The organism is Terribium retamae (assembly GCF_022347545.1).
GTDB classification, from domain to species: domain Bacteria; phylum Pseudomonadota; class Alphaproteobacteria; order Rhizobiales; family Rhizobiaceae; genus Mesorhizobium; species Mesorhizobium retamae.
Map to the genome: position 1 here is coordinate 13,051 of NZ_JAKREW010000003.1, position 23,977 is coordinate 37,027.

The following is a 23,977-nucleotide window of genomic DNA, read 5'->3' on the forward strand; positions in this document are numbered from 1 at the left end:
AATGAAGCCGGATGAGGAGGCCGCATTGTCGCTGACCAACCAGGATCTGATCGAGCTCACGGCATGGCGCCGCAAGTTGCACCAGCATCCCGAGATATCGAACGAGGAAGCCGCCACCGCCAAGGAGGTGGTCGCCTTTCTCGATGACACGGGGCCGGACAAGGTGCTGACCGGACTTGGCGGTCATGGCGTTGCCATGGTCTATGACAGTGGCAGGCCAGGGCCGACGGTCTTGTTTCGCTCGGAACTCGACGCTTTGCCGATCGAAGAATTGTCCGGCGTCGAGCACTCTTCGCTCGTGCCCGGCAAATCGCATATGTGTGGCCATGATGGACACACCGCGATCCTGGCGGCACTCGGCCGCCAGTTCGGGCGTGACCGCCCGAAAAAGGGCCGTGTCGTCCTGATGTTCCAGCCGGCGGAAGAAACCGGCGACGGGGCGGTCGGCGTGGTAGCCGATCCGCGCTTTGGCGAGATCGCTCCGGATTTTTCTTTTTCGCTGCATAATCTGCCCGGCATCCCTTTTGGCGAGGTGAGGCTGAAGCCCGGTGTCGTCAACTGCGCCTCGCGCGGGATGCGCATCGTGCTCGAAGGCAAGACCGCGCATTCCTCGATGCCCGAAACCGGCATTTCGCCGATGCTCGCGGTGAGCAAGCTGATGCCGGCACTGGCGAAGCTTGGCGGCGGCGCCTTCAGCGATGATGATTTCGGTATGGTGACCGTCACCCATGCCACCATGGGCGAGGCCGTGTTTGGCGTGGCGCCCGGTCGGGCAGAAGTGTGGGCGACGTTGCGCACACGGCTCGATGATCGGATGGCGGGCCTATGCGCTGCCGCGGAGGCGCTTGTAAGCCAGGTCGCCGGAGAGGCCAGCCTGACCTTCGCGATCGATTATCACGAGATCTTCGTTGCCAGCATGAACGCCCCGGTTGCGGTCGATCATCTGAGCACGGCTCTCGATCAGGAAGGCGTCATCCATAGCGAAGACAGCCTGCCCATGCGCGCTTCGGAAGACTTCGGCACCTTCGGGCGCAACGCGCCTTCCGCAATGTTCTTCTTGGGAGCCGGTGAGCGGCATCCGGCGTTGCACAACCCCGACTATGATTTTCCGGACGATCTGATCCCGATCGGCTCGAGGGTTTTCATGCGCACTGCACGCAATCTTTTGGGATAGTCACTCCGCAGCGCCCATGAAGGCGTTGGCGCCGGTCTCGAATTGCAACTTGGCGAGTTTGGCGTAAAGGCCGCCTTTGGCCACAAGGCTCTTGTGCGTGCCTTCCTCGACGATGCGTCCACCATCCATGACGAGGATGCGATCGGCTTTCAGCACGGTCGCCAGCCGGTGGGCGATGACGAGCGTGGTACGGCCGCGCATCAGATGTTCGAGCGCTTCCTGCACGAGCGTCTCGCTTTCCGCGTCGAGTGCAGATGTTGCTTCGTCCAGCAGCAGGATAGGCGCGTCGCGCAGAATGGCGCGGGCGATGGCGACGCGTTGGCGCTGCCCGCCGGACAAGGTGACGCCGCGTTCGCCGACCGGCGTGTCGTAGCCGTTCTGCAGCTTGAGGATGAATTCCTCGGCAAGGGCAGCTCTTGCCGCGGCCTCGATCTCGGCGTTTGAAGCGCCGGGTCGTCCGAAGGCGATATTGTCACGTGCGCTGGCGGCGAAGATGGTGACGTCCTGCGGCACGATGGCGATACGCCGACGCAAAGCGAGCGGATCAGCTTCGGTGATGTCGATGCCGTCGAGTTTCACCTGGCCGGTTTCGGGATCGTAAAAACGCAAGATCAGCGAAAACACCGTGCTCTTGCCCGCACCCGAAGGACCGACGATGGCGATCGTTTCACCGGGTTTCACCGAGAAGCTAAGGCCGTGCACGGCGGCGCGATCAGGTCTTGCCGGATAGGAGAAAGAGACGTCGGCGAATTCGATTGCTCCCTTGACCGTGGTGGGCAAGGGTCGTGGATGGACCGGTGCCTCGACGCCGGGCTTTTCGGCCAGAATCTCGGTTAGCCGTTCAGCTGCACCTGCGGCCTGCGACAACTCCCCCCACACTTCCGAGAGCGCCCCGAGCGCACCGGCAGCGAACACCGAATAAAGCAGGAACTGGCCAAGCGTACCGGGTGACAGCGTACCATTGAGCACGTCACGTGAGCCGAACCATAGAACGGCGACCACCGAGGAGAACACCATGAAGATGGCAAAGAAGGTGAGCAGGGCGCGCGCAAGCACGGAGGCGCGGGCGGCGGCAAAGGCGGCCTCGACAGCTGAAAAAAAACGGCCTGTAACGAGCCCTTCATTGGTGAAGGCCTGCAAGGTGCGTACGGCACCGATCTGCTCGCTGGCATAGGCGGTGGCATTGGCCAGCGTGTCCTGCGCCTGCCTGGAACGGCGCCGCACCGAACGGCCGAAGGCGACCAGGGGCAGCACAATGACCGGGATTGCCGCGATGACCAGGCTGGAGAGCTTGGGGCTGGTCACCACCATCATCGCCAGCGCACCGAATCCGAGGATGACGTTGCGCAGCGCAACCGAAGCGGTTGCACCCACCGCTGATTTGATCTGGGTGGTGTCGGCAGCGAGGCGCGAGACGATCTCACCCGATTGCGACGTATCGAAAAACGCCGGCGATAATGTCGTGACATGCGAGAAGACGTCGCGGCGAATGTCGGCGACGACGCGTTCGCCAAGGGTGATGACGAAATAGTAGCGGCCGGCGGAAGCCAGTGCGAGTACGGCCGCCATGATCATCAACATGCCGAAATAGCTGGCGATGAAGGCGGAATCGGAAGTGGAGAAGCCGTTGTCGATCATGCGTCGCACGGCGAGCGGCAGCGCCAGTGTGGTGACAGCCGCCAGCACCAGCGAAACACCGGCACCGATCACCAGGCCGCGATAGCGGGTGATGTAGGGAAACACGCGCTGAAGCGGCTTGAGCGAGCGTCTGCGCTCGTCTGCGCTGGTAGGGTCCGCCATCGTCCCGGTTCCTGTCCGAATTGGCTCCGGCACGGCCTTGTGATTCAATTTCGCCTGTTGTATAGGCACGCCGACCGTTTTTGAAGCCGTGGCTCCTCAATAGCTGCGGCTTCGAGTTTTAAAAAGGGGCGCTTCGCCGCAGGGCCGCCGTCCCAGCTAGCCAGGACAAGAGCGATGAAGGCTGACATCCATCCCGATTACCACACCATCAAGGTCGTCATGACGAACGGCACCGAGTACCAGACCCGTTCGACCTGGGGCAAGGAAGGCGACACGATGAACCTCGACATCGATCCTTCCACGCATCCGGCCTGGACCGGTGGTCAGCAGACGCTGCTCGACCGCGGTGGCCGTCTGTCGAAGTTCAAGAACAAGTTCGCCAATCTCGGCATCTAAGCCGGAAACGCGATATTGATCCGAAAAACCCGCCTCCAAGGCGGGTTTTTTGTTGCGGCTCGCCCACAATTCGCCACCGGACACTCAGCTCACGGGCTTGTGACGGCTTCAGCCGCGCGAGAGTTCTCCAAGTGCCATCCGCTTGTACGCGGTAACCAGCCGGTCGCCCTCAGCGCGGTCGACCGACACTGCAAGCCGCATCGTCGCTTCGCCGAGCTGCCAGATCAAGAAGGCCGAAGTCTCGAGCGCTACTGGATTCTCATCCGGGCGCAGGCGCATCAGCACTTCAAGCAGCATGCCGGCATTGGCACGGCTGTGGGCGAGCTCGAGTTCGCGCAATCCCTTGTCTGCCTGCGTACCTGACCAGATGTCGCGCATCACCGGCTCAGCCAGGAAGATGCCGTAATAGGTGTCGACCAGCGCCGAGAAGGCTTTTTCCAGAGCGTCCTTGTCTTTCACGCTTGCGAGAGCTTCGGCGATGCAGGCCTCGCTTTCCTTCTGGTAGCGGTCGGCGAGCGCGCGGATGATGGCGCTTTTGTCGGGAAAGAACTGGTAGAGCGAGCCGATCGAAACCCCGGCTTTCTGGGCCACTTCACCCATACGCAGGGCGTCGCTGCCTTTTTCCGCAATCAGATCCGACGCGACGGCGAGCATGCGCTCCACCCGTTCGCGGCTGCGCTTCTGTGTTGGTTCACGGCGTGGGCCGGGGGCGTCCTGAATGATGGCCTGTACGCTTTCCATGCTCTCTTCCTCGAATGCGGTCGGCTGCTGCCCGAAAATTGCTGCTTGACTCACAGAATATGAGAGTTTATCACATTTTGCAAACATGAGGATTGCTCATGTTTGTGACGTGGAGATAAAAGATGACCAGCATCACATCTAAACCCGTTCTGATCCTTGGCGGCACGGGCAAGACCGGCCGCAGGCTGGCCGAGCGGCTCGCCGCCAGGAATATTCCGGTCCGTATCGGTTCGCGTTCGGCGAGCCCGGCCTTCGACTGGACCGACAAGGCAAGCTGGGCTGGCGCCCTTGAAGACATCGGCGCCGTCTACATCAGCTACTACCCAGATCTGGCCGTGCCCGGCGCGGCGGAAGCAGTCGGCGACTTTGCAAGGTTGGCGGTAAGTCAAGGCGTGCGCCGGCTGGTGCTTCTGTCCGGTCGCGGTGAACCAGAGGCGCAGCACTCAGAAGAGTTGGTGAAAGCCACTGGCGCTGATTGGACCATCCTGCGCTGCGCCTGGTTCGCGCAGAACTTTTCAGAAAGCGCGTTCTTGGATGGCCTGCTGGCCGGGCAGATTTCTGTTCCCGCAGCCGATGTCGGCGAACCCTTCGTCGATGCCGACGATATCGCGGATGTTGCAGCCGAAGTCCTCTCGAAGGAAGGTCATGTTGGTGAGTTGTACGAACTGACCGGACCGCGTCTCCTGACCTTCCGCCAAGCCGTTGCCGAGATCGCCCGCGCTTCCGGTCGGAACATCGGCTTCAGCCGCGTCTCGCCGGAAGAGTTCAAGGCAGAACTTGCGGCCTATGGAACACCCGCCGATATCGTGTGGCTGCTCGACGAATTGTTCGTTCGGGTGCTCGACGGGCGCAACGAATATCTCGCCGATGGTGTCCAGCGGGCTCTCGGCCGCGAGCCCAAAGACTTTTCCGTTTATGTGCGCGAAACTGCCGCTACCGGCGTCTGGAACACGGATCTCTGAGAGGGAGAGAAAGATGTTTGCTCAAATCGTGGTTGCCATCACTTTCATTGCCGCGCTCGGCAGCGGCCTTATGGCGGGTCTCTTCTTCACCTATTCCAATTCGGTGATGCCCTCGCTGTCGCAAGTACCGGTTCCACAGGGCGTCCTGGCCATGAACACCATCAACGCGGTGATTCAGAATCCGTTGTTCCTGTCCATCTTCATGGGCACGGCGCTGCTGGGGCTGTTCCTGGTGCTGGCGGCCCTGCTCGGCTGGGGTGTCCCGCGGCCCGGCTGGGCGCTGATCGGTGCCGCGCTTTATGTGCTCGGCAACATCGTCGTCACCATGGCCATCAACGTGCCGATGAACGATGCATTGGCGGCCACGGCGCCCGACAGCCAGGCCGCCGCGCAGCTCTGGGCCACCTATCTCGATCGCTGGGTGTTCTGGAACCATGTGCGCGCCTTCGCCTGCACCGGTGCCTTGGCTGCCTTCATCGCGGCGCTGATGTAATCAGGGCTGGTGGCCTGGCACGCTTGTTGCGCTTGCCACCACGCCCGGCATATGGCCGGATTTGTCCCGGCCGCTTCGCCTCAAGCCTGGCGCTTCCAGCGTGCCACGGCGTGCTCAATGAGCCGGTCTACCAGCTCAAAATAGGAAACGCCCGACACAGCCATCGTCTTGGGATACATGCTGATATTGGTGAAGCCAGGAATGGTGTTCACCTCATTGACGAGAACGCGACCGTCGGCGCGCATGAAGAAATCCACCCGAGCCATGCTCTCGCAGCCAAGCGCCAGGAAGGCGGCACGGGCTATTTCCTGCAACCTTGCGGTCGCCGTTTCCGGCAGATCGGCGGGCACGCGCAAGACCGCGCCGTCGGCATCGAGATACTTAGCCTCGTAAGTGTAGAAGCGATGGTCTGCAGCCGGCACGATCTCGCCCGGCAGCGAGACGAAAAGCGAGCCGTCGGGCTGTTCGAGTACCGCGAATTCAATCTCGCGGCCCGCGACAAACTCTTCGATCAAGACCTTGCGGTCGTGTCTGAACGCCTCGGCGAGAGCGATATCCAGCTGTTCCGCGCTTTCGACCTTGCTGACTCCGACGGAGGAACCTTGTCGTGCGGGCTTGACGAAGAGGGGCAGGCCGAGTTCGGCCGCTATTGCGGAGAATGAGGGTGGTTCGCCGACATAGGCTGTGCGAGCGCGGGCGACCGGGATTCCGGCTTCCCTCATCAAACGCTTGGCCACATCCTTGTCCATCGAACTGGCCGAACCGAGCACGCCACAGCCGACATAAGGCAGGTCCGCGACTTCGGCGAGGCCCTGGACCGTTCCATCCTCGCCGAACGGGCCGTGCAATATCGGAAACAGCACATCGACCCGGGGCAACTCAGAAGCCAGCCCGCCAGGGGCGATAGCAACCAGACGCCCTTTGCCGCCCGGCAGAAGCGCTACTTCCATACCGTGCCCTGCTACAGCTTTTGGCAGTGTGCCATCATGGTCGAGTTCAGCCAGATACCAGCGGCCGTCGCGGCTTACGCCGATCGGCACGACCTCGTATTTGGAGGTGTCGATCGCCTTGACGACATTGCTCGCCGACATGATGGAAACGTCATGCTCGGCGGAACGCCCGCCAAACAGCACCGCGATGCGCAGTTTCGATGCCATGTTTTCTCCGGCCTTGCCTGAACAATGTTCAACGAGCAGCCTGTCGGATGACCAGCAATTCCAGCTTATCTGTGACGCCGGTCGACGAAGCTGTGCAAGCGTTCAAGCCTGGTCCCCGCCCTTTCGGCGATTGCGGTCGGAATGGCCAAGATCGCGCTCAGGATCAATCACATCGCGCACCAGCTGCTTCAGCCTGGCTGCATCCGGAAAACCGCCATCGCGCTTGCGGTCCCAGATCAGATCGTCGTTGCATGCAATAGTGAAGATACCGCCTGTGCCCGGCACAAGAACCACTTCGCCGAGATCCGTGGCGAAAGTCGACAGCAGTTCCTGGGCCATCCAGCCGGCACGCAACAGCCACTGACACTGTGTGCAATAGGTGATGACGATGCGGGGCCCAGTAGCGTCAGTCATCAAAACCTCGTGGAGCAAATCCCAGCAAAAGGTCGCAGCGGTGTTGCTTCCGAATTGCGTAAAAACAAAGAACTAGAACGTTTCCGCGTCTCCGAAAACGCGGGCGCTGCAGATATGAGAAAGGAAAACGCCCCGGGCTTGCCGGGGCGTTTCAGGTCAGGCCGCGCTGAGCTTGGCCAAGGTTGCGTCGTCGACTTCGAAATTGGCATAGACGTTCTGGACGTCGTCGTCGTCCTCGAGCGTCGCGACCAGCTTCATCAGTGATTGCGCGCGTTCTTCGTCGACCGGAATATTGTTCTGCGGCCTCCAGATGGCTTTCACCGATTCAGCTTCGCCAAGTGCGCTTTCCAAGGCCTTCGACACTTCGCCGAGATTTTCGAAGGCGCAGTAGATGGTGTGGCTTTCCTCATCGGTCTCGACGTCGTCGGCACCGGCTTCGATCGCAGCTTCCATCACCTTGTCGTCGCTGCCGACCTTGGCCGGGTAGACGATTTCGCCGATGCGATCCCACATGAAGGATACCGAGCCGGTTTCGCCGAGCGCTCCGCCTGCCTTGGTGAACGCCGCGCGTACGTTGGAAGCGGAGCGGTTGCGGTTGTCCGTCAGCGCCTCGACGATCAGCGCGACGCCGCCAGGCCCATAACCCTCGTAGCGCACTTCCTCATAATTTTCGGCATCGCCGCCGGATGCCTTGGAGATGGCGCGCTGGATATTATCCTTCGGCATCGACTCGGCCTTGGCGTTCTGGATCGCCAGACGCAGGCGCGGGTTCATCGCTGGATCGGGAAGACCCTGCTTGGCAGCGACGGTGATTTCACGCGCAAGCTTGGAGAAGATCTTCGAGCGGACCGCATCCTGGCGGCCCTTGCGATGCATGATGTTCTTGAACTGTGAATGGCCAGCCATGGCACCCCTATGGTCGTTTGCGGCTGTCGAACCGTCATGCGCCTGAAAAGACGCGCCAAAAACGATCTGACATATTGATTGGGCAGCGGTTGCGGTCCGATGCCGGAATGGCGGGCTTATAAATAAATCGGCTCAAAACGTCCAGATATGCCAGACCCGCACCACAAAAGCATGATCAATAACCCGCTTTGATCTTCTCGAACTCGGCGATCATGCGCTGTTTCAGCTCCACCGGCAGAGGCTGTTGGAACAACGTCTTGTCGAGGAAAGCATTCAGATTGTCGAAGCCGCGTTCGGCGAGCACTTTCGTGTCGATCGCTGCCATGCCGGCGGCGTTGCCGTGACCATAGCCGAAGGCCGTCACCAGGTAGTTCGAAACGTTGGGCGCATTGACGGCGTTGAGGAAATCATAAGCTTCGTCGACATGCGTGGCATCTTTCAACAGCGCATAGCCGCACACCCAGGTGGATAGACCCTCCTTGGTATCCTGGTTCATTTCCAACGGCACGCCCTGACCTTTCAACGTGACGTAGGTTTCGGCCCAGCCCCAGGCGAGGTCGATCTCGCCGCCGGTGAAGGCCTGATTGATCGAAGTATCGTCGGTCCAATAGAAGCGCACATTCTTGTGCACCTGGCGCAGGAAATCGGAAGCCTCCTTGAATTGTGCATCCGTCATCTTGGTCCAGTCCTTCAGGCCAACGACGAGAGAGGCCAGTGCATAGGCGTCGTCGACATTGTCGCCGATGGTGACACGACCCTCGAATTTCGGATCGGCGAAGATGCGCAGCGATTTCGCGTCGTCGGCTGTGACCTTGTCGGTGCGATAGATGAGCGAGGACGTTCCCCAATCGAACGGCAATAGCCAGGCTTTTCCGTCGGCGGTGCTGACAAGATCCTTCATCTTCATCAGGCCGGGGTTGATATCTTTCCAGCCGGCGATCCGAGACGTGTCCAGCGGCTGCAGCAGACCCGCTTCACGCCATTTCACCACGCTCTGCGCACAAGGATGGCTGACATCGGCCTTGAAGCCGGCTCGCATTTTCTCGAAGGCTTCGTCCTCATCGCCGAAAAATGAGAAGCTCGGTTCACCACCTTGCTTGGCAGCGTAGTCGGTATGCAACTGCGGGTCTTCGTAGCCCGACCAGTCAAAGACAACGAGGTCTCCGCCAGCGGCGAGTGCCGCGGTCGCGGCGATCGTTCCGGCCAGTGTTGTGGCCATGATGATTCGGCGAAAAGTGAAGGCCATGACGCGAGAGCTCCCCTATCGCAAAACCGCATTCCCGCGACGGTAGAGGAGTTTTTACTGGCTGACGAGAGGCAGAAAAGCTTAGGCCAGCGGGTCCAGGCCGACCGGCTGGTGGAACATCTCCAGCACCGCTTCGGCAGTGAGGCGGCCACTGATGATAGCGCCTTCGATATAGCCCGGAAATGAAGGCGAGAGTTCGGAACAGGCGAAATGAACTGGCGGTGCGCCAGCACGGAGCACGTCCTCAGCGTCATGCGCGGAAAAATCGGCAACAATGTCGCTGTAGCCGCCGCCGCTCCATGGATCGTCGGTCCAGTCGCGGATCGCGAAGTCGAGCGGGCCGCGCGCCTCGGTTCCCAGCGCAGCAGCGAGCCGGTCGATCACCTCAGCTCTCATTCGGCCTTCGCTCGATTGCCGCAGCCGCAACGCCAGCGGCCCCCCGGCAAAGACCACCAGTGCAGGATGGTTGTCGTCGCGGCTGGTGTCGCAGGCAAAAAGTCCGTGGACGTCGCGCCATAGAACCATGCCGTTGCGGCCCTGGTCCCGCCAGAAGGCGCGGGGGTATCGCAAGCGCATTTTGATGACGGCGCCGCTGCTCCAGACGCCAAGTGCATGGGTAAGTGTAGGCGGGAGGCGCGGCGAGAAGACGATCCGATTTGCCATTACAGGTGGCACAGCGATGATTACATGCCGCGCCTGCAAAAGGCCCTGCGATGTCACCACCGACACGCCGTCTGCGCCGTGCCGGATTTCCAGTGCAGGTGTCGACAGATGAATACGGCCTTCGAAACCCGCTACAAGATCCTCGGCCAGCGCATGCATGGTCTCGCCCAGGAAGTATTGCAGCTCCGGGACTTCGTTGGTTATGCGGCGATCATTGTCGATGAGGTGCCAGACCGGCATGGTCTCGATCGCCTGGCACCAAAGACCTTCGATCGTCGAGCGAAACGCCGATTTCGCCTGTGTATCGTCCTGCTGTCGCGCCAGCCAATCCGCTACGCTAAGACAGCGGATGCCTGGATCGTTCGGATCGATTGCATTCATGCGGTCGCGGATCGCGGCGCTTGCAGCCCAGAGCGCCGCGCCGTCCTTTTCCGGCATCGGAGGTTGCAGGGTGAAGGCGCCATCGACCGGCGTCGATACCAGCGTTCGGGCATGGCGCCTTGCCAGCCCCATCACTTCCGGCATGTCCTCGCACAGGAACTGGCCACCACTGTCGTATCGTTCACCCAGGGAATTGGTCTGCGCCTCGACACGCCCGCCGATACGCTCGCGCGCTTCCAATACCAAGACGTCGAGCCCGTCATCACGCAGGGCAAGCATTGCCGAAAGGCCGGCAAAGCCGGCGCCGACAACGATGACGTCGTGAACCATCAGTATCCCGCTTTGATCTTCTCGAACTCGGCTATCATCTTCTGCTTGAGTTCCGTCGGAATGGGTGACTGGAAAAGGGTCTTGTCGATGAATTTCTCGACGTCGTCATAGCCCTTATCCTTCAGCAGTTTCGCATCCACGGCAGCCATGCCCTTGGTGTTCGCCTGGCCGTAACCCCAGTCCTTGACCAGCACATTGGCGACGTCCGGCTCATTAATGGCATTGAGATAATCATAAGCCTGGTCGGCGTTGCCGTATGCGTCCTTCAGGCGGACATAGCCGCAGACCCAGGTCGAGATGCCTTCTTGGGTATCCGGCTTGGCCTTGATGGGGGCGTCGGCTAGCACCGACTGTGCCGTGGCGTCATTCCAGGCCCAGGCCAGATCGATCTCGCCGCCAGTCAGTGCCTGCACGATGTTGGTGGTGTCGGTCCAGTAGAGGCGGACATTCTTGTGCACCTGGCGCAGGAAATCCGATGCCTGCTGGAACTGCTCGTCGGTCATCTGGGTCCAGTCCTTGAGGCCGATGACCAGGGAGGCCAATGCATAGGCGTCGTCGACATTGTCGGGGATGGAGACGCGACCCTGGAATTTCGGATCGGCGAGGGATTTCAGCGACTGGATGTCCTTTTCGTCCACCTTTTCCGAATTGTAGGTGAGCTGCGAATTGCCCCAGTCCCACGGCATGAACCAGGCCGTACCATCGTCGGAGGTGGCGAGATTCTTCATCTTCATGATGCCGGGATTGAGATCCTTCCAAGCGTTGATCTTCGTCGTATCGAGCGGCTGGAGCAAACCCGCGTCGCGCCACTTCACGACGCTTTGGGAGCAGGGATGAGCAAGATCCGCCTTGAAGCCGGACCGCATTTTCTCGAAGGCTTCGTCTTCATCGCCGAAGAAGGTGAAGGTTGGAGCATCGCCGTACTTCTCGGTGTATTTCGGATGGAACTCGGGCAGTTCGTAGCCAGCCCAATCGAAGATCACGAGATCGCTGCCCGCCGCACGCGCTGCCGCCGGTATCGTCAAGGTGCTCGCCACGGCGAGCGCTGTCATCCAATGACAAATCTTCGTCTTCATTTTTCGTTCCCCTTGGTTATGCGGGCTGATGCCCGTCTGATTGTCGTGTCCTCTGTCACTTCATGAGGAGAGGCGCTTCCCGGGTATCAAGTCTCTGAAGGCCGTTTTTCTCGCTGGTGTAGTGCTTCGGGAAAGCCGTAAGCAGGAACGCGTTTGCCGCCTGCAATGCAGTCTCACGGCTGACGTCTTCCAATCCCATCATCAAGCGCAGCCAGAGTCCTTCCAAAAGGGCGCTGAGCGCCAGCGCCAGAGCCTGGGGTTCGAAGTCATAACCAGCCTCGGTTTTCAGCCTGCTGCATAGATCGGAGAGCAAGTTCTGGTAGGCGGTGTCGCGCGCACCCGACAGCGCCTGATAAGTAGGGCGGGACTTGGCCTCGCCCCAGAAGGCACACCATGCCGCCAGCTTGCGCTTGTTGCAGATGGCGCGGTCGAAATCTGCCGCAACCAAGGCCTTCAACTGGTCGGCAGTGTTGTCGCCGGCCTTCTCATAGGCGTTGCGCCAATGCGCCGAATACTCGTCATACATATATTGCAGCGTCGCAACGAGCAGCTTTTCCTTGCTTTCGAAATGGAAGTTGACAATGCCGCGCGACAGTTTCGCGCCATCCGCCACATCCGCCATCGTCGTTTCGGAATAGCCGCGCTTGGCCAGTGAATCGATCGTTGCCTCGATGAGCTGCTGGCGGCGGACTTCCTTGGAAGCCTTGCGACCGCGTTTCTCAGGGCCACTTGGACGATCCACCTCGGTGGGCTCGTCTTCCATCTCGATTGTCTTCATTGGCAAAACATCTCCGGCCGCGGTGATCTCATCGTTTTATCGCATGATCTTTGACCGAAAAATCTGACGCAGCAAAGCCTAACCGGTCAGTGTGAAAACGCAACAAAATTTGCTGAACATTCATTCAATATAGACAAGGCAAACATGCCTGTGCCAAGATCACGACAGGCCGCCGCCAGCGCTGGCCGAGCAAATATGGGCTGCCACGATGACCGAACGGGACGAGACGGAAGCGGCGGAACAGTGGATGCTGGTCAGGACGCCGCTGGGGCAGCCTTGGTCGGGCCGCACGCGTTATGCCGCGGCCATGTATTTCTATAAACTTGGCGAGATGAACGCCGAGACCCTCGAGGTCTACCGCATCTGCTCTAGGCTGGATGCGGAAGACCCCTTGCCGATCATCCGCAATCGCGGTGTCGGCGAGACATGGCTGAAGCGGGTAGGCAACGGATAAGCCGAAGATACTATCCGATCGACTTTTCCAATACGCGCACCCAGTTGCGGTAGGCGATCTTCTCGATCAGCGAGCGGCCGTAGCCATGCTTGGCCAATGCATCGAGAAGCTTCGGCAGGCCGGCAGCGTCGCCGATCGCAGCCGGGATCATGGCACCGTCGAAATCCGAGCCCAGGCCGACGCGGTCTTCGCCCAGCGCCTTCACCAGATAGTCGACGTGGCGCACCATGGTTTCCAGCGGCGTGTCCGAGTTCATGCGGCCATCCTCACGCAGGAACCCCGTTGCATAGTTCAGGCCGACCATGCCGTCGGTGTCGCGGATGGCACCGAGTTGCCAATCGGTGAGGTTGCGCGAATGCGGACACAATGCATGTACGTTGGAATGGGTGGCGACCAACGGTGCATTGGAAAGCCGGGCAACGTCGCGGAACCCCTTCTCGTTGAGGTGGGACAGATCGATCATGATCCTGAGCTGGTTACAGGCCTTGACCAAGGCCTTGCCCGCTTCGGTGAGACCGTCGCCGGTGTCAGGCGAGGACGGAAAACGGAACGGTACGCCGTGACCGAAGGCGTTGGGACGGCTCCAGACGATACCGAGCGAGCGGAGGCCTGCGGCATGAAGCACGTCAAGCATGGCAAGATCGGTGTCGATCGCCTCGGCGCCCTCGATGTGGAAGACAGCCGCGATCGACTTATTTTCCATAGCCGCGCGGATGTCGGCGGCGCGACGGCAGATGGTCAGCGCGCCTGCTCGTTCCAGACGCAGCAGGATCGAGGCCATGCCGAGTGTCGTCTCCCGAGCGAATTCGCGCGACAGTTCCGGCGGCAACGGCTCGTTGTCGGACGGCATGGCCGGCACGCCGTCGTCCTTGGCCTTGCGCTCCTCCTGCGGCGGTGGGAAGATCGCGAACATGCCCCCGGCGAGCCCGCCCTTCCTGGCCCGCGGCAGGTCTATGTGCCAGCTGGCCGGCGATCCTTCGATGAACAGCTTTTCGACGTCGGAGCGGCCGGACTGATAGAGTTTGAGCAGCGTATCGTTGTGGCCGTCGAAGACGGGGATCAGGTCGGTCTCGGTCATGGCGGGCTTTCAGCTGTTTGAAGGGGACGCGACCTACTTAGGGCGCGTTGTAGGCACACGCAAATGCCAGGGAAGGGCTTGTGCTTGTCACTGCGTGAAAGCCGTGCTGGAAAGAGCATTCGTTTCGAACCGCCGGAGCCTTGCTTGACCAATACGCTTTACGACGCGCTGTTTCGGCCGCACGAAGCCAACGACGGTGCTTTCCTTGCCCTTAGAGATGGCTCCAGCATCTCTTATGCCGCGTTTCTGAAACTGTCCGCGCGCATCGCGCATGCCATGGTCGGCGCCGGGATACAGCCTGGCGATCGCGTGGCGCTGCAGGCGAAGAAATCGCCGGAAGCGCTCGCGGTCTATGCCGCCGCCGTGCGAATGGGTGCGGTGTTCCTGCCGCTCAACACAGCCTACACAGCCGCCGAGGTCGACTATTTCGTCAGCGACGCCGACGCAAAACTTCTGATCTGCGACGGTGCTGATGCAACGGCGCTGCAGCCGGTGGCGGACAAGGCGGGAGCCGTGCTGCTCACCCTCAATGGCGACGGTTCGGGCACGCTTGCGGAACGCGCCGCCGGGCAAACGGAAAGCTACGAGCCCATCGAGCGCGGTCCACATGACCTCGCCGCTTTCCTCTACACCTCCGGCACCACCGGGCGCTCGAAGGGCGCGATGCTGACGCATGACAATCTTCTGTCGAATGCGGAGGCGTTGGTGGGGGCATGGCGCTTCACGAAGGACGATGTGCTCATCCACGCCTTGCCGATCTTCCATACGCACGGTTTGTTCGTTGCCACCAACGTCATCCTGCTCGCCGGCGCGTCGATGATCTTCCTGCCCGGTCTCGATATCGACGATCTCGTGGCGAACATGCCGCGCGCGACCACGATGATGGGCGTGCCGACCTTCTACACGCGGCTGCTTGCCGACACGCGCCTGACGCAGGATCTGGTCCGGCATATGCGCCTGTTCGTTTCCGGTAGCGCGCCGCTGTTGGCCGAGACCCATCGCGACTTCGAAGCGCGCACGGGGATGCGTATCCTTGAGCGCTACGGCATGACCGAAACCAACATGAACACATCGAATCCGTATGATGGCGAGCGCCGCGCCGGCACCGTGGGCCAGCCGCTGGCCGGCGTTTCGGTGCGCATCGCGGAACCGGATACGGGAAAGCCTGTCGCGGCAGGAGAAATCGGTGTGATCGAGGTGAAGGGCCGCAATGTCTTCAAGGGCTATTGGAATTTGCCGGAGAAGACCGCACAGGAATTTCGCCCGGACGGCTATTTCATCACCGGCGATCTCGCCACGCAGGATGCCGACGGCTACGTGACCATTGTTGGCCGCGCCAAGGATCTCATCATCGCCGGCGGGTACAACATCTATCCCAAGGAGATCGAGCTTGTGCTCGACGGGATGCCAGGCGTAGCGGAATCGGCGGTGATCGGCGTGCCGCATCCTGATCTCGGCGAAGGGGTCGTTGGCGTGGTAACTGCAAGCAGGGGAGCTGTGCTGGACGAAACCAACCTGCTGGCCGGACTGACATCACATCTCGCGCGCTTCAAGCAGCCGCGCCGCATCTTCGTGGTCGATGAACTGCCGCGCAACACGATGGGTAAGGTGCAGAAGAATCTCCTGCGCGTGCAGTTTGCCGAGACCTTTACGGCGAAGGGTAGAGACGCAGCGCTCTAAGACATTTTGTCGAGCTTGCGCTGCATGGCAGCGATCTGTTCCTTAAGCTCCTGCAGATCGTCTCCCTTTTCCGACGGTTCGGACTTGGCCGGCTCGGGGGCATTGTTCGATGGGGCCGATCCTGCGCCCGGGAACGGCGTGAACATGCGCATGGCGTTCTGGAACATCTCGATGTTGCGACGGGTCTGCTCCTCCAACGCTTTCATCGGCGTGGGCAGTTTCATCATGTCCATCGGCGTCTTGCCGAGCGCCGACTTCATCTGGTCGCGGAAGCGCTCCTGCTCCTTGGAGAAGGCAATCATCGACTGTTCGAGGAAGGACGGCACGATCATCTGCATCTGGTCGCCATAAAAGGCGATGAGCTGACGCAGGAAAGGTATGGGCAGCATGTTCTGCCCGTCCTTGTTTTCCAGCTCAAAGATGATCTGGGTGAGCACCGGGTGGGTGATGTCGTCGCCTGTCTTGGCATCCTGGACGGTGAACTCCTCGCCTTTCTTCACCATTTCGGCGAGATCCTCGAGGGTCACGTAGGTGCTGGTGCCTGTGTTGTAGAGCCGGCGGTTGGCGTATTTCTTGATGACCACCGGTTCGTCTTTCGCCGCCATTCAGCATCCTCCCGCGGATACCGGCACGCTGGTAAGCAGCCGGTAACGATTACTCCCTTGTCGAGGATATGCGCAAAACCGTCACAATTCCAAGCGGTTTGTGCAGTGCGGAAGTTCCAGTCATCTTTTCCGCGCTGCAATATGCTGCGCAACATGCCGCAACATGCTGCGCAGCATGGTTTGCACAGCTGAAAAGCGGGTGAAAAGGGGACGGATTTCCAATTTGACTCAAGCGCTCGAACCAGCAAGAAAAGTCATACCGAAGGTTTCAAACCGCTCAAATCGAGGTCTGGAGAAGAACATGTCCGCATCCAATGCCATCGTCGTCGCTAGTGCCGCGCGCACAGCCGTCGGGTCCTTCAACGGAGCCTTCGCGGCGACGCCCGCGCATGAGCTGGGTGCCGTGGTGATCCGCGAGTTGCTGTCGCGGGCGGGCGTCGAGGCTGGGGAAGTCGATGAGGTTATCCTCGGCCAGGTGCTGACCGCCGCTCAGGGCCAGAACCCGGCGCGACAGGCGTCGATCAACGCCGGTCTGCCGATCGAGACGACGGCCTGGGGCCTCAACCAGGTCTGTGGCTCGGGCTTGCGCGCGATCGCCATCGGCATGCAGCAGATCTCCAGCGGCGATGCGAAGGTGATCGTGGCCGGCGGCCAGGAATCGATGTCGTTGTCGACGCATGCGCAACATCTGCGCGCCGGCGTGAAGATGGGCGACTACAAGATGATCGATACCATGATCAAGGACGGCCTGTGGGACGCCTTCAACGGTTATCACATGGGCATCACCGCCGAGAACGTCGCCAAGCAATTCCAGATCACCCGCGATGATCAGGACGCTTTCGCCCTTGCCTCGCAGAACAAGGCGGAAGCGGCGCAGAAGGCAGGCAAGTTCAAGGACGAGATCGTCGCCTTCACCATCAAGGGCAAGAAAGGCGATACGATCATCGATCAGGACGAGTACATCCGTCACGGCGCCACGTTGGATGCCATGACCAAGCTCAAGCCGGCTTTCGACAAGGACGGTACGGTGACCGCTGCCAACGCTTCGGGCATCAATGACGGCGCCGCCGGCGCGTTGTTGATGACGGAAGCGGAAGCCGCCCGCCGCGGCATCACCCCGCTCGTCCGTATCGCCTCCTGGGCGACTGCCGGCGTCGACCCTTCGGTGATGGGCACAGGCCCGATCCCGGCTTCGAAGCGCGCGCTGGAAAAGGCCGGTTGGAAGGTTTCCGATCTCGATCTCGTCGAAGCCAACGAGGCCTTCGCAGCGCAGGCTTGTGCGGTCAACAAGGGGCTCGGCTGGAATCCGGACATCGTCAACGTCAATGGCGGTGCCATCGCGATCGGTCACCCGATCGGCGCTTCGGGCGCGCGCATCTTCAACACGCTGGTCTACGAGATGAAGCGGCGCGGGGCGAAGAAGGGGCTGGCCACCCTATGCATCGGCGGCGGTATGGGCGTGGCGATGTGTGTCGAGGCACTCTGATCGAAAATAGAACGGGCGGCCAAAGTGCCGCCCGTTTCATGTCAAAGGCTCGTCACAAGGGTCAGGTTCAAGAAGTCCGCTACACGGACCAATCAAAATGAAGATGCAGCAAAAAGGGGAAACGCATGAGTAAAGTCGCACTCGTCACTGGTGGGTCGCGCGGTATCGGCGCCGCAATCTCGATCGCTTTGAAGAATGCCGGCTACAACGTCGCCGCAAATTATGCCGGCAACGACGAGGCTGCGGCAAAGTTCTCGGCAGAAACAGGGATCAAAACCTACAAATGGTCGGTCGCCGATTACGAGGCCTGCGCGGCAGGCATCAAACAGGTCGAAGCCGACCTCGGCCCGGTTTCAGTGCTGGTCAACAACGCAGGCATCACCCGCGATGCCATGTTCCACAAGATGACGCCACAGCAGTGGAAGGAAGTGATCGATACCAACCTTTCCGGCGTCTTCAACATGTCGCATCCGTTATGGAACGGCATGCGTGACCGCAAGTTTGGCCGCATCATCACCATCTCGTCCATCAATGGGCAGAAGGGCCAGGCTGGCCAGGCGAATTATTCGGCGTCGAAGGCCGGCGACATCGGCTTCACCAAGGCTCTGGCTCAAGAAGGAGCGCGTGCGGGCATCACCGTCAACGTGATCTGCCCCGGTTACATCGCTACCGAGATGGTGAAAGCGATCGACGAAAAGGTGCTCAACGAGCGTATCATTCCGCAGATTCCAGTAGGACGCTTGGGCGAGCCGGAAGAGATTGCGCGCTGCGTCGTGTTCCTGGCCTCCGAGGAAGCGGGTTTTATCACCGGTTCCACAATCTCGGCCAATGGCGGGCAATACTTCGCCTGAGGAACCTTGTTTTAGGGCGGGCCGCTTTGCGGCCCGTTTGCTTTTCCGAACCATTGGACGGAAGGCATGGGCGCGCCGACGGCATTGCGCTTGGCTGTGCCGATACGGCACGCAAACGTTAACGACGGATCGGTGCGAATTGAACAAACATTCCCCAAGACTGTGAATCATCGGTGGACAAGCTGTGCACAACACAACATGTTGGGGTGAACAAAGCGGGAAAATTCTCAGATCGCCGATTCGTCGCCGATTCGTTCTGTCTTTGGTCGAAGCGTTAATGAAAATCGCGGCTCGGATTACATAAACGCTTAATTCTATTTAAGAAAACCTTACGATTTCAGCTGGTTAGGGGAAACCCTCCGTTACCCGGCGTTGGTTCGGATATCGATTGTCGGCAAAAGTTAATAGCCGCTGGGTTCCATGTTCGCCTGGAGCGTTTAGCCGATTCAGCATATGGTGCGAATCCCCATCGAAGCGCCCACATATAGCCGTGAACAAAACACGAATCACGACGAGTCAGCGATTCGTCGCCGATTCGTTCCAGACTCGTTCCGAATGTTAATCGGGCGGTGCACATCGTTCGTTGGAGCTTCCGGATGCGACGGTTTTGCGAACATTCTGCTTTCGCTCGTGCCTGTGAATGCCTATGTGTGCGCTGTCGCCGGGCGGGACCGGTCCCAAATATGACAAAAGGCTTTTTTCTTCGGGCCGATGAACATTCACCCCAAACCTACCGGGCCTTTGATCCTGTCCGGACGCGACGTCACGGCGGTGCTTGGGCCTACCAACACCGGCAAGACGCATCTCGCCATCGAACGCATGGTTGCGCATGAGAGCGGCCTGATCGGTCTGCCGCTGCGGCTTTTGGCGCGCGAGGTCTATGCGCGGCTTTGCGAAAAGGTCGGTGCAAACAAGGTTGCGCTGGTGACCGGCGAGGAGAAGATTCAGCCGGCCGGGGCGAAATATTCGGTGCACACCGTCGAGGCGCTGCCGCGCGAGACCGACGCCGCTTTCGTTGCCATCGACGAGGTGCAGTTGGCTGGCGATCTGGAGCGCGGGCATATCTTCACCGACCGTATCCTCAACTTGCGTGGCCGGCAGGAGACGCTGCTGCTTGGCGCGGCCACCATGCACGGCATTCTGCAGAAACTGCTGAAAGGCGTGTCGGTGGTGACCAGGCCGCGCCTGTCGCATCTTGCCTATGCCGGTTCGAAGAAGCTCACCCGCTTGCCGCGCCGATCTGCCATCGTCGCCTTTTCAGCCGATGAGGTCTACGCCATTGCCGAGCTGATCCGTCGGCAGCAGGGTGGTGCGGCAGTTGTGCTGGGCGCGCTGAGCCCACGCACGCGCAATGCCCAGGTCGCACTCTACCAGTCAGGCGACGTCGATTACCTAGTCGCGACCGACGCGATAGGCATGGGGCTTAACCTCGATGTCGATCATGTCGCCTTCGCGCAAAATAGGAAGTTTGACGGCTATCAATACCGCAACCTGACCGCTGCCGAACTCGGCCAGATCGCCGGCCGCGCCGGCCGCCATCTGCGCGACGGCACCTTCGGTGTCACCGGGCAGGTCGATCCCTTCGACGAAGATCTCGTGCAGAAGATCGAAAGCCACGATTTCGAGCCGGTGAAGGTGTTGCAGTGGCGCACAGCCAGCTTCGACTTCTCCAGCCTCGATGCGCTGAAGCGCTCGATCGAAACCAATGCACCAGTGGAAGGGTTGACTCGGGCGCTGCCGGCTGTCGATGCACAGGCGCTGGAGTTTCTGTCGAAGGACGGAGAGATCAGGGCGCTCGCCACCGGCCGCGAACGGGTAGCCCTGCTGTGGGAAGCGTGCGCGCTTCCGGACTATCGCAAGATCGCGCCGGCTCAGCACGCTGACCTCATCGCCTCCATCTACATGGACCTTGCCAAGCGGGGCCATGTCGACGAGACCTATATGGCCGAACAGGTACGACGCGCGGACACGACTGAAGGCGACATCGATACGCTTTCGCATCGCATCGCGCAGATTCGCACGTGGACTTTCGTATCCAATCGTCCAGGTTGGCTTGCCGATCCGACACACTGGCAAGAAAAGACACGGGAAATCGAAGACAGATTGTCAGACGCGTTACATGAGCGGTTGACGAAACGCTTCGTTGATCGCAGGACTTCCGTCCTCATGCGGCGCCTTAGAGAAAATACCATGCCTGAAGCCGAAATCAGCCCTACCGGAACCGTCCTCGTCGAGGGCCATCACGTCGGCGAATTGCAGGGGTTCCGCTTCACGGCAGACCCCGGCGCCGGCGGCGAGGATGCCAAGGCCGTGCGCACCGCTGCGCAAAAGGCGCTGGCCTCGGAGTTCGAGGCACGCGCGGAGCGCTTCGCGGCGTCCGGCAACAACGATATCGCACTGGGTTCCGATGGCGTGCTGCGCTGGATCGGCGCGCCGATCGGCACGCTGGTCGCTGGCGAAGACGCGCTCAAGCCCCGTCTGGTGCTGCTGGCCGACGAGCAACTCACCGGCCCCGCCCGCGACAAGGTGGCGGCGCGTGCCGAGCGTTTCGTCAATTTCCAGATCGAGCTTCTGTTGAAGCCGCTGGTGGATTTGAAGAACGCCGAACAGCTCACCGGCATCGCACGCGGCATCGCCTTCCAACTCGTCGAACATTTCGGCCTGATCAATCGCCGAGACATCGCTGAAGAAATGCGCTCGCTGGATCAGGAAGGCCGCGCCGCGCTGAGGCGGCTTGGCGTGCGTTTCGGTGCCTACCATGTCTTCGTGCCATCACTGATCAAGCCGGCCCCGGCAGGCCTGGTGACCTTGCTCTGGGCGTTGAAGGACGACGGCAAGGACAAGCCGGGCTTCGGCGACGTTGTGCATGCACTGGCTTCGGGGCGTACCTCCATCGTGATCGATCCAGCCTTCGACAAAGCGTTCTACCGGCTGGCCGGCTATCGCAATCTTGGCCGCCGGGCAGTGCGTGTCGACATATTGGAGCGGCTGGCTGACCTTATACGGCCGGCAACCAACTGGAAGCCGGGTTTGGGCGCGCGTCCGGACGGAGCCTATGACGGCCAGTCCTTCATGGTCACGCCGCCGATGATGTCGATCCTCGGCGCCACCGCGGACGATATGGAAGAGATCCTCAAAGGTCTCGGCTACCGCGCCGAGCCGAAGCCGGCAGCCGACGTGAAGGCCAAGCTCGAGGCGCTGGACCAGGCCGCTCGCGAAGCCGCGGAAGCGAAAGCGGCGGAAGCGAAAGCGGCGGCTGATGCCGCCGCGAAGACGGTCGAGCAAGCCGAAACCGTGGCTGCCGAAGAAAGTGCGCAGGGTGACTCTGCTGCAACCGACGTCGAACCGACGTCCGAGCCGGTTGCTGAAGCAACGGAGGTCGAGGTCGCAGACGCATCTGAAACCAAAGGCGCCGATGCGGGCACCGACGCTGTTGAGACCGCAAAGTCGGCAGAGGTGATCGAAGCTGAGGATCAGCTAGACGCAGCAACGACCGCTGATGTTGCGACGGAAACGGTTGAGGCCGTCGAGCCACATGCCGACGAGACCGCGCAGCAGGCGGAGGCCGTCGCGAACGAAAGCGCGGACGCAACGCCGAACGGCGAGGCGGCGAAGACAGAGGCAGAAGAGCCGAAGCCGATCCTGTTGTGGCGCCAGGCGCGTTTCGATCATCACCGCCGCGACAATCGCCATCAGCGTGGCGCTCGCAACCCGCAAGGCGATCAGAGCCGCCAGCGCTCCGAGCGCGATGGCACCGACCAGGGCAATGGCCGCGAACGCTTCTCGCGCGACCGCTTCAAGGGTCGCGCCAACGGCGAGGGCGGGCGGCAGGACCGCCCCGTCGGCAAACCGCACGGTGAACGCCAAGACAGGCGCGACGGTCGTCCAGACTGGAAGGGCAAGCAGGATGGTCGCCGGCCGGAAGGCAAGGGCGGCAAGCCCTCGTTCCAGGGGAAGCCCCGCGAGGAGCGCCCGGCTCGCTTCGATCCGGACTCGCCTTTCGCCAAGCTGGCCGCACTGCGCGACCAGCTGAAGAAGTAGATGGCCGGCCTGCGTCCCCCGGCGCGCTGCCATGGTCTTTGAACCGATGGTTGCCGAGGGACGTCAGCGCATCGACAAGTGGCTGTTTTTTGCCCGTGCGGTCAAATCGCGCTCGCTTGCGGCGAAGCTGGCGGTTGCAGGACGGGTTCGCATCAACCGCGACAAAGCAGCGCAGGCGTCCGATCTGGTGAAGGTAGGTGACGTTCTCACCATCACCCTCGACGGGCGTATTCTCGTCTGGAAAGTTCTTGCGCCCGGGCTGCGGCGAGGTCCGGCCGAAGAAGCGCGGACCCTCTATGAGGATATGTCGCCCGTTCCGACGGCCCGCAGGGAAGCGCTGCCCGACGCGATCGTGCCCCTGCGCGATACGGGTAGCGGCCGTCCGACCAAGAAGGAAAGGCGGCAAACCGATCGCCTGCGCGACGAGGATTGAGAATCTTGGGATCTATTGCGGTAGTGCCGTTGGAATTCAAAACCCGCCTGGGCTAATTCGTTAGAACATGCCGGCCTTGCAAGCGTTGGTCAAAGACGTTACCTGACCGGCAACAATAGAGAAGAGAACGGGGTTTTCCCGGAGCAGGCCATGACCTACCTCGTCACCGATAATTGCATCAAATGCAAATACATGGATTGCGTCGAGGTCTGTCCGGTCGACTGTTTCTATGAAGGCGAGAACATGCTCGTCATCCACCCGGACGAGTGCATCGACTGCGGTGTTTGCGAGCCGGAATGTCCCGCCGACGCGATCAAGCCGGACACCGAGCCAGGCCTCGACAAATGGCTGCAGATCAACACCGAATACGCCGAGAAGTGGCCCAACATCACCACCAAGAAGGACGCGCCGGCCGACGCCAAGCAGTTCGATGGTGAGACCGAGAAGTTCGAAAAGTACTTCTCCGCGGAGCCGGGTGGCGGCGACTGACGCTTCAAGACAGACCGCTGCAACAGCAGGATTGTGCTAACCGTCTTGACAGGCGCGGTAGTGCTTGTCCTTCGCGCATGCAGCAAAATCTTGATTCTTGCGACTTTTTGTGTTACACATAAAAAACATGCCGGTGACACAACGTCGATTTATGGCGCAAACGCCCTTAATCATCGAAAGGTGAATTCCAATTTCCGGACCAGAGCATTCTGGGCCAGGCGAACGCAATTGTGCGGTTGGCCGGCGCAGGCTTTTTCCGGAGGATTTCGCTTGTTGTGTGGCATCCCAGGCCGGACGTGATCCGGCAGCCCCAGTTCTGCCGGCAGAGGCCTGCCGGCGTCAC

Annotated in this window: 22 protein-coding genes; 11 read left to right on the plus strand and 11 right to left on the minus strand. The window is 60.9% G+C overall.

The features are described 5' to 3' along the window. Nucleotides 1–25: 25 nt before the first annotated feature. Nucleotides 26–1,174 carry an amidohydrolase gene (locus L4923_RS04960; RefSeq protein ID WP_239362518.1) on the plus strand — a complete coding sequence of 383 codons (1,149 nt, stop codon included), beginning with the start codon at nt 26–28 and terminating at the stop codon, nt 1,172–1,174. Here L4923_RS04960 and L4923_RS04965 read toward each other — a convergent pair whose 3' ends face one another. After that, nucleotides 1,175–2,974 (minus strand): ABC transporter transmembrane domain-containing protein, encoded by a 1,800-nt coding sequence (locus L4923_RS04965; RefSeq protein ID WP_239362519.1) that lies wholly within the window; start codon nt 2,972–2,974, stop codon nt 1,175–1,177. A gap of 174 nt (nt 2,975–3,148) precedes the next feature. On the opposite strand from L4923_RS04965, the gene rpmE reads away from it, so the two are divergent. Further along, nucleotides 3,149–3,370 (plus strand): 50S ribosomal protein L31, encoded by a 222-nt coding sequence (rpmE, locus tag L4923_RS04970; RefSeq protein ID WP_024922908.1) that lies wholly within the window; start codon nt 3,149–3,151, stop codon nt 3,368–3,370. 108 nt (nt 3,371–3,478) lie between these two features. Here rpmE and L4923_RS04975 read toward each other — a convergent pair whose 3' ends face one another. Continuing rightward, the gene (locus L4923_RS04975; RefSeq protein WP_239362520.1) at nt 3,479–4,111 is read right to left on the minus strand and encodes a TetR/AcrR family transcriptional regulator; all 633 of its coding nucleotides are present in this window, start codon (nt 4,109–4,111) and stop codon (nt 3,479–3,481) included. 122 nt (nt 4,112–4,233) lie between these two features. Between L4923_RS04975 and L4923_RS04980 the strand changes: the two genes are divergently transcribed. Together L4923_RS04980 and L4923_RS04985 are read left to right on the plus strand one after the other, a co-directional pair. Beyond that, complete coding sequence (locus tag L4923_RS04980; protein WP_239362522.1) at nt 4,234–5,073, plus strand: NAD(P)H-binding protein; 840 nt, start codon at nt 4,234–4,236, stop codon at nt 5,071–5,073. Between the two features lie 13 nt (nt 5,074–5,086). Beyond that, the gene (locus L4923_RS04985; protein ID WP_239362525.1) at nt 5,087–5,566 is read left to right on the plus strand and encodes an anthrone oxygenase family protein; all 480 of its coding nucleotides are present in this window, start codon (nt 5,087–5,089) and stop codon (nt 5,564–5,566) included. Nucleotides 5,567–5,646: 80 nt separating this feature from the next. Here the strand turns inward: L4923_RS04985 and L4923_RS04990 are convergent, their stop codons facing one another. From L4923_RS04990 to betI, 7 genes are all read right to left on the minus strand, one after another. After that, entirely contained in the window at nt 5,647–6,723 is a 1,077-nt protein-coding gene (locus L4923_RS04990) for a D-alanine--D-alanine ligase family protein (protein WP_239362527.1), read from the minus strand. A 102-nt stretch (nt 6,724–6,825) separates the two neighbouring features. Further along, the gene (locus L4923_RS04995; RefSeq protein WP_239362530.1) at nt 6,826–7,137 is read right to left on the minus strand and encodes an Rdx family protein; all 312 of its coding nucleotides are present in this window, start codon (nt 7,135–7,137) and stop codon (nt 6,826–6,828) included. A 156-nt stretch (nt 7,138–7,293) separates the two neighbouring features. Continuing rightward, the gene (locus tag L4923_RS05000) at nt 7,294–8,043 is read right to left on the minus strand and encodes a YebC/PmpR family DNA-binding transcriptional regulator (protein WP_239362531.1); all 750 of its coding nucleotides are present in this window, start codon (nt 8,041–8,043) and stop codon (nt 7,294–7,296) included. A 175-nt stretch (nt 8,044–8,218) separates the two neighbouring features. Further along, on the minus strand, nt 8,219–9,262 hold the full coding sequence (locus L4923_RS05005; protein ID WP_239362871.1) for an extracellular solute-binding protein: 1,044 nt from the start codon (nt 9,260–9,262) through the stop codon (nt 8,219–8,221). A 108-nt stretch (nt 9,263–9,370) separates the two neighbouring features. Then, nucleotides 9,371–10,663, minus strand: a complete 1,293-nt coding sequence (locus L4923_RS05010) for a flavin monoamine oxidase family protein (RefSeq protein WP_239362532.1) — start codon at nt 10,661–10,663, stop codon at nt 9,371–9,373. After that, entirely contained in the window at nt 10,663–11,739 is a 1,077-nt protein-coding gene (locus tag L4923_RS05015) for an ABC transporter substrate-binding protein (protein WP_239362533.1), read from the minus strand. The genes L4923_RS05010 and L4923_RS05015 overlap by 1 nt, the downstream gene beginning before the upstream one ends. A gap of 55 nt (nt 11,740–11,794) precedes the next feature. Then, nucleotides 11,795–12,517, minus strand: a complete 723-nt coding sequence (gene betI, locus L4923_RS05020) for a transcriptional regulator BetI (protein ID WP_239362534.1) — start codon at nt 12,515–12,517, stop codon at nt 11,795–11,797. A gap of 208 nt (nt 12,518–12,725) precedes the next feature. Between betI and L4923_RS05025 the strand changes: the two genes are divergently transcribed. Next, nucleotides 12,726–12,971: a hypothetical protein gene (locus L4923_RS05025; protein WP_239362535.1), complete on the plus strand. Its 246-nt coding sequence runs from the start codon at nt 12,726–12,728 to the stop codon at nt 12,969–12,971. A 10-nt stretch (nt 12,972–12,981) separates the two neighbouring features. Here the strand turns inward: L4923_RS05025 and L4923_RS05030 are convergent, their stop codons facing one another. Further along, on the minus strand, nt 12,982–14,049 hold the full coding sequence (locus L4923_RS05030) for a dipeptidase (RefSeq protein WP_239362538.1): 1,068 nt from the start codon (nt 14,047–14,049) through the stop codon (nt 12,982–12,984). A gap of 144 nt (nt 14,050–14,193) precedes the next feature. Here L4923_RS05030 and L4923_RS05035 point away from each other — a divergent pair, with 144 nt between their 5' ends. Beyond that, the gene (locus L4923_RS05035; RefSeq protein WP_239362540.1) at nt 14,194–15,729 is read left to right on the plus strand and encodes a malonate--CoA ligase; all 1,536 of its coding nucleotides are present in this window, start codon (nt 14,194–14,196) and stop codon (nt 15,727–15,729) included. Here the strand turns inward: L4923_RS05035 and phaR are convergent. Next, nucleotides 15,726–16,334, minus strand: coding sequence for a polyhydroxyalkanoate synthesis repressor PhaR (gene phaR, locus L4923_RS05040; protein WP_239362542.1), 609 nt, complete (start codon nt 16,332–16,334; stop codon nt 15,726–15,728). The genes L4923_RS05035 and phaR overlap by 4 nt on opposite strands. Before the next feature lie 301 nt (nt 16,335–16,635). Here phaR and L4923_RS05045 point away from each other — a divergent pair, with 301 nt between their 5' ends. The 5 genes from L4923_RS05045 (at nt 16,636) to fdxA (ending at nt 23,634) form a co-directional block, all read left to right on the plus strand. Then, the gene (locus L4923_RS05045; protein WP_239362544.1) at nt 16,636–17,820 is read left to right on the plus strand and encodes an acetyl-CoA C-acetyltransferase; all 1,185 of its coding nucleotides are present in this window, start codon (nt 16,636–16,638) and stop codon (nt 17,818–17,820) included. Between the two features lie 125 nt (nt 17,821–17,945). Further along, nucleotides 17,946–18,671 carry an acetoacetyl-CoA reductase gene (gene phbB / locus L4923_RS05050; RefSeq protein ID WP_239362546.1) on the plus strand — a complete coding sequence of 242 codons (726 nt, stop codon included), beginning with the start codon at nt 17,946–17,948 and terminating at the stop codon, nt 18,669–18,671. A 711-nt stretch (nt 18,672–19,382) separates the two neighbouring features. Continuing rightward, complete coding sequence (locus L4923_RS05055) at nt 19,383–22,712, plus strand: helicase-related protein (RefSeq protein WP_239362547.1); 3,330 nt, start codon at nt 19,383–19,385, stop codon at nt 22,710–22,712. 46 nt (nt 22,713–22,758) lie between these two features. After that, on the plus strand, nt 22,759–23,145 hold the full coding sequence (locus L4923_RS05060) for an RNA-binding S4 domain-containing protein (RefSeq protein ID WP_239362872.1): 387 nt from the start codon (nt 22,759–22,761) through the stop codon (nt 23,143–23,145). A gap of 150 nt (nt 23,146–23,295) precedes the next feature. Further along, a complete protein-coding gene (gene fdxA / locus L4923_RS05065) occupies nt 23,296–23,634 on the plus strand; it encodes a ferredoxin FdxA (protein WP_024922886.1) in 339 nt (112 codons plus the stop codon). Nucleotides 23,635–23,977 lie beyond the last annotated feature (343 nt).